Below are 12093 nucleotides of genomic sequence, written 5' to 3' on the forward strand. Positions count from 1 at the left end.
ACCAGGGCGGCTGTACAACCGGTGAACGGCTGGCGCGGGCCGGCGCCTGCATCGGATCCGTCTGTCATCGTGCAAGCGGCGTCAATGCGGGCGTTGCCGGGCATGGACGTAAAAAAGCCCCCAGGTCGCAGGCCGTTGCAGGAACCGTGTTTTTCAGCAACTGGACGCCGTCGGCGTCTTTTCGACTGCCAGGCCGAACAGCGGGCGCAGGCGCACGCCCAGGGCGCTGCCGGCAAATGCCGCCGGTAGCCACAGCCAGGCGTGCAGGCTGCCCGACAGAATGCCGCTGAAGTAGGCGCCGATGTTGCAGCCGAACGCCAGGCGGGCGCCATAGCCCAGCAGCAGGCCGCCGATCACCGCCCCGGCCAGCGAGCGCGCCGGCACTTTCCACACCGGCGCGAATTTACCGGCGGCGCTGGCTGCGGCCAGGGCGCCCAGCATCAGACCGATATCCATCACCGTGGTCACATCCTGGCGCAGCGGCGCGCCCAGCGCGGCCTGCTTGCTCCAGTAGGCCCAGGTGGCGACGTCAGCGCCCATCGCGTCCAACGCCTTGGCGCCCCACAGCGCGAACGCCGAGGTGATGCCCCACGGCCGGCCGGCCAGCGCCAGCGTGGCGAAGTTCAGCGCCACCAGCGCCACGCCGCCCCAGATGAGCGGCCACGGGCCCTGCAGCAGCGAGGCCGGGCGCGCGGTGCGCGCGGCGAACGAGATCACCTGGCCGTGACGGCGCTTTTCCAGCACGGTGGCGATCCAGGCGATCAGCGCGAACACAGCCAGGTTGGCGACGATGGCGGGCGCCAGGCCCCAGGTCTTGATGAGCGAAGTCGGTGCCAGCGCGGGTAACTGCGACCACCAGCCGAAATTGGCGGTGGCGATGACCGAGCCGATGATGAAGCACAGCAGCGTGACCAGCATGCGGGTGTTGCCGCCGCCCACCGCGAACAGCGTGCCCGAGGCGCAACCGCCGCCCAGTTGCATGCCGATGCCGAACAGGAACGCGCCCAGCAGTACCGATACGCCCGGGGGCGAGACCAGGCCATTGACGGGCTGACCGAACAACGAGCCCTGCGCCAGGAATGGGAAGAACAGCAGCACGCCGATGGCCAGCATGAACATCTGCGCGCGCAGGCCGGCGCCACGGCGGTCGGACACGAATACGCGCCAGGCCTGGGTGAAGCCGAACGATGCGTGATACAGCGCCACGCCCAGCAGCGCGCCGACGATCCACAGCGCGCCCTGGCGCCAACTGACGGTCTGGTTCAGGTAGAGGGCGCCGGCCAGCACCAGCAGCAGCGCGATCCAGAGCGGCTTGCGGTTGATCCGGATCGGCGGCAGCGCCGAAGGCAGTGGCAGGGTGGAGGCGTTGGTGCTCATGGTCGAGTCGGACAAATCGGTAAAGGGGAATCCGGCGAGGGAAAAGCAAACGGGCGCGTCGCCGCACCCGTCATCGTGGAATCCAGTCTAAAGCGGGAATAACATTTCTCAAAGCATCATTTTTCGCTATTGTAATAATCAATGGTTATTAAAAGTTCACCGTCACGCGATCGGGTGGGCGCTGATCCAGGCCACCAGCGCGCTGACCGTCAAGACCGACAGCACCGTGGATACCAGGATGGCACGCGACGTCACGCGCGCGTCGCGGCCATACATCTGCGCCAGCATGAAGGGGCCGGTGCCAATCGGCAGGGCGCTCATCAGCACCGCTGTCCAGGCCCACAGCGGCGGCATGGAAAACACCTGGAATGCCAGCAGCGCGGTCACGGCCGGCTGTAGCAGCAGCTTGCCGGCCACCAGCCGCAACACGCCCGGACCGGGGCTGACCGACTCGGTCTGGGCCAGGAACAGCCCGATGGTGACCAAAGCGCAGGGGCTGGCCGAGGCGCCCAGCAGCGACACATAGCGATCCAGTCCCTCGGGCAGCGCCAGGCCGGTGCCGGCCCACGCCAGCCCGAGCACGGGCGCGGCCAGCAGCGGATTGCGCATCAGCGCGCGGCCGACTTTGGCGAGCGTGGCGGCCAGGCTGGGCGCCTGCTGACGGTCGAATTCGATCAGGGCGATGGCGCAGCCGAACAGCACGCTGGCCGTCAGCAGGGTGCTGAAGGCCGCGGGCGCCAGGCTTTCGGCGCCGAACAGCGCCAGGCACAGGGGGATGCCCATATAGCCGGCGTTGGCGTAGGCGGCGGCCAGCCCTTCGATGCCGCGGTCGGTCAGGCCGCGCGGGCCGCGTTTGCGTGGCAGGAACGCCAGCAGGAAGGTGACGGCGATGCCGCCGGCAAAGGCGCCGACGAAGCCCCAGTGCGCCATGCGCGCCAGGTCCACCTGCGTCATGGCGCGAAACAGCAGCGCCGGCAGCGACAGGTAGACCACGTAGCGATTGAGCGCGTCGGTGGCGCCCGCGCCCAGGATGCGCCAGCGCGCCGCCAGCCATCCGGTCAGGATCAGCGCGAAGACCGGCAGGGCGGCGGTGATGACGGCATTCATGGCGGCGGAGCAAGGGAGCGCGAAAAGGCGCTCATTCTACTTGCCGCGCCACCGCGGGGGCGCGCGCCGAGCGCGTCACCAGCAGGATGCCGAGCGCCGCCAGTGCCATGCCGGGCCAGGCCAGCGGCGGGATCGGTTCGTCCAACACCAGCAGCGCGATGACGGCGGTCGAGGGTGGCACCAGAAAGAACAGCGCCGATACGCGCGAGGCCTCGCCGTGGCGCAGCATGGCCAGCAGCAGCGAGATCGCGACCAGTGAGTTGCCCACCACCAGATAGGCCAGCGATCCCAGCAGCGGCCCGGTCCAGGCGATGCGCAGCGGTTCCAGCCACAAGGCCAGCGGCGCCGTGACGGCCAGGCCCACGGCGTATTGCACTGCGTTGGACGTGACGGGATGGGTCTGCACGCCGAAGCGCTTTTCGTATAGCGTGCCGCTGGTGATGCAGAGCAGCGCGGCTACCCCGAACGCCAAGCCAAGCGTCGAGGTCAGGTCGACCGTGGCCTTGGCGACGATGACCAGCGCCGCGCCCGAGACGCCCAGCCCCAATCCGGCCCAGCGTCGCGCGTCGACGCGTTCGTGCGCGATCAGCGGCGCCAGCAGCCCGATCAGGATGGGCTGCAGCGAAGTGATCAGCGCCAGCCCGCCGGCCGACATGCCTTGCTTGAGCGACAGGTAGGTGAAACAGAAGTAGCCCGCCTGCAGCAGCAAGCCGACCATGGCCAGGTGAGCCCAGGCACTGGCGCCCTGCGGCAGCGGCGGGCGCAGGGCCAGCAGGAATGGCGCCAGCAGTGCCATCACGCAGGCGTAGCGCAGTGCCAGGAAGGTCAAGGGGTCGGCGTACGCCAGCCCCACTTTCAGCACCACGAAGCCGCTGGACCATAGCAGCAGGAAAAGCGCGGGCGCGAATTTCAACCAGGCGGGCGGTGCGGCTTGCGGCATGAGGGCGGTCAGCGGCGCGAATGGGCCAGTCGCGATGGTACGCCTGTTTCGCCGTTGCGCCATCCCTGCGAAAATGCCGGCAAAGGACTCATGTTCAGCAGCTGCGCGAGGAAAACAAATGGCTGGCCAAAAACCGACGGTACGCATCACTCTGGGAACCTGGGATCGCCTGCGCGACGACGCTTCGGCGGTTCGCTACGACGTGTTCGTGCGCGAGCAGAACGTGCCGCCCGAAGTCGAGATGGACGACGACGACGCGGTCTCGGTGCACGCGGTGGCCTACGCCGCCGACGGCACGCCGCTGGGCACCGGCCGTCTGCTGCCCGATGGTCACATCGGCCGTATGGCCGTGCACAAGCGGGCGCGCGGCCTGGGCGTGGGCGGTCAATTGCTCGACGCCCTGATCGGCCAGGGCCATGGCGACGGTCATCGCATGCTGGTGCTGCACGCGCAGACCCACGCCAAGGGCTTCTACGAGGCCCATGGTTTCCAGGTGGAAGGCGAGGAGTTCATGGAGGCCGGCATTGCGCACGTCGTTATGACGCGGGTGCTGGCATAGCATAGGTGGCCGGCAGTGCGGCGCCGCCGCACTGCGCTCACGGAAAAGCGAAAAGAAAAAACCCCGGACGCTTACGCGTACGGGGTTTTTCTTGGCGCATCACGACAGGTACCTCGTGATGTAATAATTGGTGCCCAGGAGAGGACTCGAACCTCCACACCTTGCGGCACATGGACCTGAACCATGCGCGTCTACCAATTCCGCCACCTGGGCGCTGATGTCTTACCTTCCGCGTCGCTTTCCGTTCAGCTTGCCACCTTGCGGTTTCTTGCTACCGGCTGCGTTTCGTTTCGTGTTCAACAGCAGAGGAACGAGATTATGCATACTTTTTTGGAAGTGTGCAAGTCATGCGGCATTTTTTTCACTTTTTTTTCGATGCGGCCGGCTTCGCTATAGTGTCGCCCCATGTCACGCTCCCTTTGCCTGCGCTGCAAGCGCCCCGAATCCCATTGTTTGTGCGCCCTGATCCCGGCGCTGGCCCCGCGGACCCGGGTGGTGGTGTTGCAGCATCCGAGCGAGGCGCGCCACGCGCTCAACACCGCGCGGCTCGCGGTGCTGGGGCTGAGCGGCGCCCGGCGTCTGGTCGGCGAGCGCTTTCAGTGTGAGCAGTGGGCCGAGCCGGGTTATGCGCCTTGCGTGCTGTTTCCGGGCGAGGGCGCCCAGGTGCTGGTGCCGGAGTGCGCCGCCGCGGTCAGCGGGCCGGTGCAGTTGATCGTGCCGGATGGCACCTGGACACACGCGCGCAAACTGCTGCACATCAATCCGCAACTGGCGGCATTGCCGCGCGTGATGTTGCCGCCCGGCCTGACCACGCGCTATCGGGTGCGGCATGCGGACATCGCGGGGGCGTTGTCCACGATCGAGGCGGTGACGCATGCGCTCAACGCGCTCGAGGCGCCGTGCAATTTTGATGCGCTGTTACGGCCGTTCGAGGCCTTGATCGATGGCCAGATCGCGGGAATGGGCGCGGACCTGTATGCGCGCCATCACCTGAACCGCAAGGTGCCCTGGCGCTGAAGGCCGGGCCGCGCGGAAGAATGCGGAAGGGGCTATTGGCGGGGCGGCAATTCCCATGCTCCGGCCGCGCAAAGCAAAATCATGCCGCCCCAAGCATGCCGCCCCAAGCATGCCAAACAAAGCAAAAACCCCGAAAATCTGGCGATTTCCGGGGTTTCAGCTTTTTTGCCAATGCTGTTTGTTGCTGTTTTTGTTGCCGTTCGTTTGGCAGTGCCGCGAGATTATTTTCATCGCGGCCCCAAACAGCCTCAATTCAGCCTCAGCTGAAATTCCGTGGTGCCCAGGAGAGGACTCGAACCTCCACACCTTGCGGCACATGGACCTGAACCATGCGCGTCTACCAATTCCGCCACCTGGGCACTGAGACAATTGCGGTCAGAACTTTGTGATACGCTGCCACTTCGATTGCATGAGGTTTTAGTTCTCATGTATTCAAAGCATGCTTGCAACGCAGCTTGCAAAGTAATTACCGTGATTGCAAAGTAACTACAAAACCACTCTACAATCCGTCTGACCATTTCTGCTTCAGTGTTCAGCCTTGGGCGAACCACAGAAGCTGCGCATTATATACGGAAAAATTAGCTTTGGCAAAACGATCGAATAACGAATCGAACAACAACAGATCCACTCCGTTGCCGGAAGCGCCGCCAGACTTCGATCCCGATGTCCCGTCCCGTGAAGCCATTCTGAAAGCGCTGCGATCCGCGGGGGCGCCGTTGTCCCCGGTGGAGCTGGCCGAGCGCATGGGGGTGGAGCGTCCCGCGACCATGGTGGGATTCGAACGCCGCCTGGGCGCCATGGAGCGCGATGGCCAATTGATGCCCAATCGCAAGGGCGTGCTGCTGCTGGCCACCAAGCTGGATTTCGTTGCTGGCAAGGTGCTGGGCCATCGCGATGGCTTCGGCTTCCTGTTGCGCGACGACGGCGGGCCGGATCTGTTCCTGTCGCCGCGCGAAATGCTCAAGGTGCTGCATGGCGACCGCGTGCTGGTCAAGCCGTCCGGCGAATACCGCGGCAAGCCGGAAGGCACCATCGTCGAGGTCATAGAGCGCCGCACCAATAAGCTGGTGGGCCGCTTCCTGCACGAGCATGGCCTGTCCATCGTGGTGCCGGAAGATCAGCGTATCAAGCACGACATCCTGATTCCGCCCAGCGATACCAACGGTGCCCAGCACGGGCAGGTGGTGTCGGTCGAGATCATGGAGCAGCCCACCCGCCACACGCAGCCGCTGGGCCGCGTGGCCGAGGTGCTGGGCGAGATCGACGATCCCGGCATGGAAATCGAGATCGCGGTGCGCAAGTTCGACGTGCCGGTGGAATTCTCCGAGGCGGCGCGCAAGCAGGCCGCGCGCCTGCCGGACGTGGTCCGCAAGGGTGACCTGAAAGACCGTATCGACTTGCGCGACGTGCCGCTGATCACCATCGACGGCGAAGACGCGCGCGATTTCGACGACGCCGTCTATTGCGAGGCGGTGGAACTGGGCACCGGCCAGCGCAAGCGGCCGGGCTGGCGCCTGCTGGTGGCCATTGCCGACGTCAGCCACTATGTGCGGCCCGGCGATGCGCTGGACGACGACGCCCTCGAACGCGGTACCAGCGTCTATTTCCCGCGCCGCGTCATCCCGATGCTGCCCGAGTCGCTGTCCAATGGCCTGTGTTCGCTGAACCCCGACGTCGACCGCCTGGTGCTGGTGTGCGACATGGTGATTCCGGCCTCGGGCGCCAAGGCCGGCACCGTCACGGCCTACCAGTTCTACAACGCGGTGATGCATTCGCATGCCCGCACCACCTATACCAATATCTGGGCGGCGCTGCAGCAGCCTGGCGGTCCGGCGGCTCACGCGATGCGTGCCGTCATGCCGCAGGTGCAGAGCCTGTATGAGCTGTTCCTCCTGCTGTCGCAGAGCCGCAAGAAGCGCGGCGCGATCGACTTCGACACGGTCGAGACCAAGATCGTCTGCAACGAACTGGGCCGCATCGAGCAGATCGTGCCGTCGGTGCGCAACGATGCGCACAAGCTGATCGAGGAATGCATGCTGGCCGCCAACACTTGCGCGGCCGACTTCATGGCGCGCAGCAAGCATCCGGGCCTGTACCGCATCCACGAGGGCCCGACGCCCGAGCGTCTGCAGTCGCTGCGAGAATTCCTGCGCACCATGGGCCTGTCGCTGGGCGGCGGCGATACCCCCACGGCCAAGGACTACGGCGACTTCCTCGACTCCGTGCGCGGGCGTCCCGACTACCAACTGCTGCAGACCATGTGCCTGCGTTCGATGCAGCAGGCCATCTACAGCCCGGACAACCTGGGCCACTTCGGCCTTTCCTATCCCGGCTACAGCCACTTCACCTCGCCGATCCGGCGCTATCCCGACCTGCTCACGCACCGCGTCATCAAGGCCCTGCTGGCCGGGCAGCGCTATGTGCCCAGCCTGGAAGAGCAGCCGGTCGTCATCGGCCGCACCCAGCGCGAGCACGAGCACGCCATCTGGGAAAAGCTGGGGCTGGTGCTTTCGGCCAGCGAGCGCCGCGCCGACGAGGCCTCGCGCGATGTCGAAGCCTGGCTCAAGTGCTGGTTCGTCAAGGAGCGCGTGGGCGAGGACTTCAGCGGCACCGTCACCGGTGTGGCCAGCTTCGGCATCTTCGTCACGCTGGACACGCTGCATGTCGAAGGGCTGGTGCATGTGTCCGAACTGGGCGGCGAGTACTTCCAGTTCAACGACGCGCTGCACGAACTGCGCGGCGAACGCACCGGCATGCGCTACCGCCTGACCGACAAGGTTCAGGTGCAGGTATCGCGTGTTGACCTGGAGGCGCGCCGCATCGAGTTCCGCCTGGTGCAGGGCACCAGCTTCGACGCCTTGCGCAAGGCGGCCGCGCGCGGTCCCGACGAAGGGCCGCGCCGCGTGAAGAAAGCGGCGGCGCCCAAGCCGGCCGCGCTCAAGGGGCAGACCGCCAAGGAACGGCGCGCCGCCGCCAAGAAGGCGAGCAAGCCGCCCAAGGCCGCGCAGCACGCCGCGCCCGCCAAGCAGGCCTCGCGCAAGCGCCACTGACCGCGGGCCGCGGCGTTTCCCCCGAGGCTGGGGTGGGCGCCGCGGCATCCCGCTGGCAAGGCGGGCGTCCTGGCCGCGCCACCCTGGGGGAGGCGCCGGCAATATGGAATGACGTCTTAAGGTATATGGCCGTAAGGGATAAGGCCATAAGGGGTAACATTGCGCCTGTGGCCGGTGCGTCCGGCGGCCCGTTCCGCTCCGGCGCGGGTATTCGTTTCTCTAAAGGTATTTGCATTTATGGCGTCGACCCAAGTCCTTGCCGGGTTTCACGCGGTTGTCGCGCGGCTGCGCCACGCGCCCGAATCGATCAAGGAAATCTACGTAGAAGCGTCGCGCCGCGACAAGCGTATGCAGACGTTCATCGAGCAGGCCGAAAAGGCCGGCTGCCGCCTGCATCCGGTCGCCATGGAACGGCTCGACGGCCTGGCGCGCGGCACTCGCCATCAGGGCGTGGTGGCGCTGGCCGAAGAGCGCCAACTGGCCGTGGACGTGGACGAGGTGCTCGATGTGATCGAGGGCCCGCCGCTGCTGCTGATCCTGGATGGCGTGACCGACCCGCACAACCTGGGTGCCTGTCTGCGCACGGCCGACGCCGCCGGCGTGCATGCCGTGATCGCGCCGCGCGACCGCGCGGTGGGCCTGAACAGCACCGTGCAGCGCGTGGCCTGCGGCGCGGCCGACACCGTGCCGTACCTGATGGTCACCAACCTGGCGCGCACCATGCGCGGCCTGAAGGACCGCGGCGTGTGGCTGGTGGGCACCGATGACCAGGCCGCGCAGAGCGTGCACCAGGTCGATGCGCGTCAGCCCATGGCCTGGGTCATGGGCGCCGAAGGCGAGGGCATGCGCCGCCTGACGCGCGAAACCTGCGACCAGTTGGTCAACATTCCCATGCTGGGTTCGGTCGAAAGCCTGAACGTCAGCGTGGCCAGCGCTGTCTGCCTGTACGAAACCGTGCGCCAGCGCCGGACCTGAACCCGTATTTCCGTAGCCCCTTCCTTCCCGCGTAGCCCATCATGCACCAGAACGGCTTTACCACCACGATCCTCCATTCCGACCGCCAGCAATCCGTCGAGCACGGAGCGGTGCATAAGCCGATGCATCCTTCGTCGGAGTTTGCCTACGCCGATGCGCGTGAGCTGGCCGCGGTGTTCCAGGGCAAACCGGGCTTCACCTACGCCCGCCAGGGCACGCCGACCACCATGGCGCTGGAGGCCAAGATCAATCAAATGGAGGCCGGCAAGGGCACGGTGAGCTTTGCCACCGGCATGGCCGCGCTGGCCGCCATCTTCACCACGCTGCTGCGCCGCGGCGACCACCTGGTGTCGAGCCAGTACGTGTTCGGCAACACCAACAGCCTGCTGGGCACGCTGCTGGAGCTGGGCGTGGAGATCACCTTTGTCGACGCGACCGACTCGGCGCAGGTGCGGGCCGCGATCCAGCCCAATACCCGCATGGTGTTCACCGAGACCATCGCCAACCCCGGGACCCAGATTGCCGACCTCGCGGTGATTGGCGAAATCTGCCGCGAGAAGCGGTTGGTCTATGTGGTGGACAACACGCTGACGTCGCCGTGGCTGTTCCGCCCGTCGACGGTGGGCGCGTCACTGGTGATGAACTCCTTGTCGAAGTACATCGGTGGCCACGGCAATGCGCTGGGTGGCGCGGTCACCGATACCGGCCTGTACGACTGGGCTGATTATTCGAACATCTACGACGCCTACCGCAAGGGCCCGTCCACCGGCTGGGGGCTGACGCAGATCAAGAAGAAGGGCCTGCGCGATATGGGCGGCACGCTGGCGGCCGAGCCGGCGCACCGTATCGCGGTCGGCGCCGAGACGCTGGCCCTGCGCATGGCCAGGCACTGCTCCAACGCGCTGGCGCTGGCGCGCTTTCTGGAAGAGCATCGCGGCGTGGCCAAGGTGCACTATCCCGGCCTGGCCAGCCACCCGCAGCACGCGCGGGCCGCGGCGCTGTTCGGATCGCGCTTCGGCGGTTTGCTGGGTGTGGAGTTGGCCGACGGCGTGGATTGCTTCGATTTCCTGAACCGCCTGCGCGTCGTGCTGATGGCCACGCACCTGGGCGACACGCGCAGCCTGGCGTTGCCCGCCGCGCACACCATCTATTACGAGATGGGCGCCGAGCGCCGCAAGCAGATGGGCATCGCCGACAGCCTGATCCGCGTGTCGGTGGGCATCGAGGATGAGACTGATCTGCTATTTGACTTCGATCAGGCCCTCAACGGCTGCCTGCAGGGATAATGCCCGCGGGGCTTCGGCGCGGCTGTGCGCGGGCCGCAACCTGGGCAGGAATCCATGCTTATACAGATCGCCGAAGTGTTCACCCCCGACGAGGCGGCCGCCATCCGCCAGCGTCTCGATGAGGCCGACTGGGTGGATGGCAAGGTCACCGCGGGCTTTCAGTCGGCCGCCGTCAAGCACAATCGGCAACTGTCCGAACAGCATCCGCTGGCGCAGGAACTCGGCAACCTGATCCTGCAGCGCCTGGCGGGCAACAACCTGTTCATGTCGGCGGCGCTGCCGCGCAAGATCTTCCCGCCGCTGTTCAATCGCTACGAAGGGGGCGAAGCGTTCGGCTACCACGTCGACAACGCCGTGCGCGGCATTGCCGGCACCGCCGAGCGCGTGCGCACGGATCTGTCGGCCACGCTGTTCTTCTCCGAGCCCGATGCCTACGATGGCGGCGAGCTGGTCATCGACGACACCTACGGGCCGCGCACCGTGAAGCTGCCAGCCGGCCACATGGTGCTGTATCCCGGCACCAGCCTGCACAAGGTCAACCCGGTCACGCGCGGCGCGCGTGTCAGTTCGTTCTTCTGGATGCAGAGCCTCGTGCGTGAAGACAGTCAGCGCGCGCTGCTGCTCGACATGGACGTGGCGATTCAGCGCTTGAATCAGGACGTGGCGGGGCATCCGTCGATCGTCCAGCTCACTGGTATCTATCACAATTTGCTGCGGCGCTGGGTCGATGTATGAGTCGTGCCGAGGGGGCTGTGCGGGGGTGTCGCGCAAACCCCGAAATGCGCGTTTATGTTTATTGCGGAAAGGCCTAAAAGCTAGTATTGGCGCGGCTTGACGTGAGGTTTTCGCTTGACAGCCGCTCCCCGCCAAGGCCTAATACACGTCTGCGTCGCTGACGGTTCGAGGGCTATGAAGCCCTTGAAACCTAGGCGGCGCAGCAGTTTAAAAGTTGTGCTTTGCAGCGCAAGAAAAAGTTTATCCACTAGTCTGTTCGTCGTTTGTCGGGTCTACACGCCCAGTTGTGGTTTCGTGCATGACAGCCATGATGAACTGCACTCCCGGCAGACTCCATACCTTGTGAGGGGTACACCTGAATGAACAAAACCGAACTCATCGATCACATTGCCAGCAAGGCCGATATCTCCAAGGCTGCCGCTGGTCGTTCGCTTGACGCCCTGATCGGTGCCGTCAAGACCACCCTGAAGAAGGGCGGTACGGTCACGCTGGTGGGCTTTGGCACGTTTGCCGTTTCGGCGCGCGCTGCTCGCACCGGCCGCAATCCGCGCACGGGCGAAACCATCAAGATCAAGAAGGCCAAGGTGCCGAAGTTCCGTCCGGGCAAGGCCCTGAAGGACGCCGTCAACTGATTGACGGTCAGGCGAATCGCACGGGCACGGCACCCGTTGATTTGCCCACTGGTACGCGGTCCGGTATACTCCGGCCCGCGTATTGCTTTTGAGTACCCCGGCTAGTGTTTCCATCGCGTCTCGTGCGCGGCGAAATCATCCTCAGGACGGGTGCTTAGCTCAGTTGGTAGAGCGGCGCCCTTACAAGGCGTAGGTCACAGGTTCGACCCCTGTAGCACCCACCATCAGCAAGCCGAACCAGAAACCCGCACACGGTAACGTGGCGGGTTTTTTGTTTGCGCGTTTATTGCGCGCGCGCAGGGCTTGCGGCGCGCCTAGGTGTTACGCTGTTGCAGACGAAATATGACGTGCGAATCATTCGCATTTAAGATATGATGCTTGGCTTGTACCGGTCAGCCTGCGCGCAGTCACGGCG

The 12093-nt window shown here is 65.6% G+C and carries 11 protein-coding genes and 3 tRNA genes; 9 read left to right on the top strand and 5 right to left on the bottom strand.

Going from position 1 to position 12093, the window contains the following annotated elements:
• Positions 1 to 153: 153 nt before the first annotated feature.
• The 3 genes from ACN6O8_RS02710 to ACN6O8_RS02720 all read right to left on the bottom strand — a co-directional run bounded on the left by ACN6O8_RS02710 (position 154) and on the right by ACN6O8_RS02720 (position 3424).
• Positions 154 to 1377: a YeeE/YedE family protein gene (locus ACN6O8_RS02710; RefSeq protein WP_427989520.1), complete on the bottom strand. Its 1224-nt coding sequence runs from the start codon at positions 1375 to 1377 to the stop codon at positions 154 to 156.
• A 162-nt stretch (positions 1378 to 1539) separates the two neighbouring features.
• Positions 1540 to 2484, bottom strand: coding sequence for an AEC family transporter (locus tag ACN6O8_RS02715; RefSeq protein ID WP_427989521.1), 945 nt, complete (start codon positions 2482 to 2484; stop codon positions 1540 to 1542).
• 31 nt (positions 2485 to 2515) lie between these two features.
• The gene (locus tag ACN6O8_RS02720; RefSeq protein ID WP_427989522.1) at positions 2516 to 3424 is read right to left on the bottom strand and encodes a DMT family transporter; all 909 of its coding nucleotides are present in this window, start codon (positions 3422 to 3424) and stop codon (positions 2516 to 2518) included.
• Positions 3425 to 3542: 118 nt separating this feature from the next.
• On the opposite strand from ACN6O8_RS02720, the gene ACN6O8_RS02725 reads away from it, so the two are divergent.
• Complete coding sequence (locus tag ACN6O8_RS02725) at positions 3543 to 3983, top strand: GNAT family N-acetyltransferase (protein ID WP_427989523.1); 441 nt, start codon at positions 3543 to 3545, stop codon at positions 3981 to 3983.
• A 128-nt stretch (positions 3984 to 4111) separates the two neighbouring features.
• On the opposite strand, the gene ACN6O8_RS02730 is transcribed toward ACN6O8_RS02725, so the two are convergent.
• Positions 4112 to 4196, bottom strand: a tRNA-Leu gene (locus ACN6O8_RS02730).
• Between the two features lie 192 nt (positions 4197 to 4388).
• On the opposite strand from ACN6O8_RS02730, the gene ACN6O8_RS02735 reads away from it, so the two are divergent.
• On the top strand, positions 4389 to 5000 hold the full coding sequence (locus ACN6O8_RS02735; protein WP_427989524.1) for a tRNA-uridine aminocarboxypropyltransferase: 612 nt from the start codon (positions 4389 to 4391) through the stop codon (positions 4998 to 5000).
• An 81-nt stretch (positions 5001 to 5081) separates the two neighbouring features.
• A complete protein-coding gene (locus ACN6O8_RS02740; RefSeq protein WP_427989525.1) occupies positions 5082 to 5267 on the top strand; it encodes a hypothetical protein in 186 nt (61 codons plus the stop codon).
• 7 nt (positions 5268 to 5274) lie between these two features.
• Here ACN6O8_RS02740 and ACN6O8_RS02745 read toward each other — a convergent pair.
• Positions 5275 to 5359 (bottom strand) — tRNA-Leu (locus ACN6O8_RS02745).
• A gap of 225 nt (positions 5360 to 5584) precedes the next feature.
• Here ACN6O8_RS02745 and rnr point away from each other — a divergent pair.
• The 6 genes from rnr to ACN6O8_RS02775 all read left to right on the top strand — a co-directional run bounded on the left by rnr (position 5585) and on the right by ACN6O8_RS02775 (position 11902).
• The gene (rnr, locus tag ACN6O8_RS02750) at positions 5585 to 8050 is read left to right on the top strand and encodes a ribonuclease R (RefSeq protein WP_427989526.1); all 2466 of its coding nucleotides are present in this window, start codon (positions 5585 to 5587) and stop codon (positions 8048 to 8050) included.
• 237 nt (positions 8051 to 8287) lie between these two features.
• On the top strand, positions 8288 to 9025 hold the full coding sequence (gene rlmB / locus ACN6O8_RS02755) for a 23S rRNA (guanosine(2251)-2'-O)-methyltransferase RlmB (protein ID WP_427989527.1): 738 nt from the start codon (positions 8288 to 8290) through the stop codon (positions 9023 to 9025).
• 41 nt (positions 9026 to 9066) lie between these two features.
• Entirely contained in the window at positions 9067 to 10311 is a 1245-nt protein-coding gene (locus ACN6O8_RS02760; RefSeq protein WP_427989528.1) for a cystathionine gamma-synthase family protein, read from the top strand.
• Between the two features lie 54 nt (positions 10312 to 10365).
• Positions 10366 to 11046 (top strand): Fe2+-dependent dioxygenase, encoded by a 681-nt coding sequence (locus ACN6O8_RS02765; protein ID WP_427989529.1) that lies wholly within the window; start codon positions 10366 to 10368, stop codon positions 11044 to 11046.
• Between the two features lie 359 nt (positions 11047 to 11405).
• Entirely contained in the window at positions 11406 to 11678 is a 273-nt protein-coding gene (locus ACN6O8_RS02770; protein ID WP_003812968.1) for an HU family DNA-binding protein, read from the top strand.
• A 148-nt stretch (positions 11679 to 11826) separates the two neighbouring features.
• Positions 11827 to 11902 (top strand) — tRNA-Val (locus ACN6O8_RS02775).
• Positions 11903 to 12093 lie beyond the last annotated feature (191 nt).

It is taken from the genome of Achromobacter sp., from assembly GCF_050285565.1.
Classification (GTDB): Bacteria; Pseudomonadota; Gammaproteobacteria; order Burkholderiales; family Burkholderiaceae_B; genus Achromobacter.

Coding starts and splice junctions, on each gene's coding strand:
- ACN6O8_RS02760 (WP_427989528.1), top strand. CDS start 9,067: ATGCACCAGAACGGCTTTACCACCACGATCCTCCATTCCGACCGCCAG.
- ACN6O8_RS02740 (WP_427989525.1), top strand. CDS start 5,082: ATGCCGCCCCAAGCATGCCGCCCCAAGCATGCCAAACAAAGCAAAAAC.
- ACN6O8_RS02715 (WP_427989521.1), bottom strand. CDS start 2,484: ATGAATGCCGTCATCACCGCCGCCCTGCCGGTCTTCGCGCTGATCCTG.
- ACN6O8_RS02725 (WP_427989523.1), top strand. CDS start 3,543: ATGGCTGGCCAAAAACCGACGGTACGCATCACTCTGGGAACCTGGGAT.
- ACN6O8_RS02720 (WP_427989522.1), bottom strand. CDS start 3,424: ATGCCGCAAGCCGCACCGCCCGCCTGGTTGAAATTCGCGCCCGCGCTT.
- ACN6O8_RS02735 (WP_427989524.1), top strand. CDS start 4,389: ATGTCACGCTCCCTTTGCCTGCGCTGCAAGCGCCCCGAATCCCATTGT.
- ACN6O8_RS02770 (WP_003812968.1), top strand. CDS start 11,406: ATGAACAAAACCGAACTCATCGATCACATTGCCAGCAAGGCCGATATC.
- ACN6O8_RS02765 (WP_427989529.1), top strand. CDS start 10,366: ATGCTTATACAGATCGCCGAAGTGTTCACCCCCGACGAGGCGGCCGCC.
- rlmB (WP_427989527.1), top strand. CDS start 8,288: ATGGCGTCGACCCAAGTCCTTGCCGGGTTTCACGCGGTTGTCGCGCGG.
- ACN6O8_RS02710 (WP_427989520.1), bottom strand. CDS start 1,377: ATGAGCACCAACGCCTCCACCCTGCCACTGCCTTCGGCGCTGCCGCCG.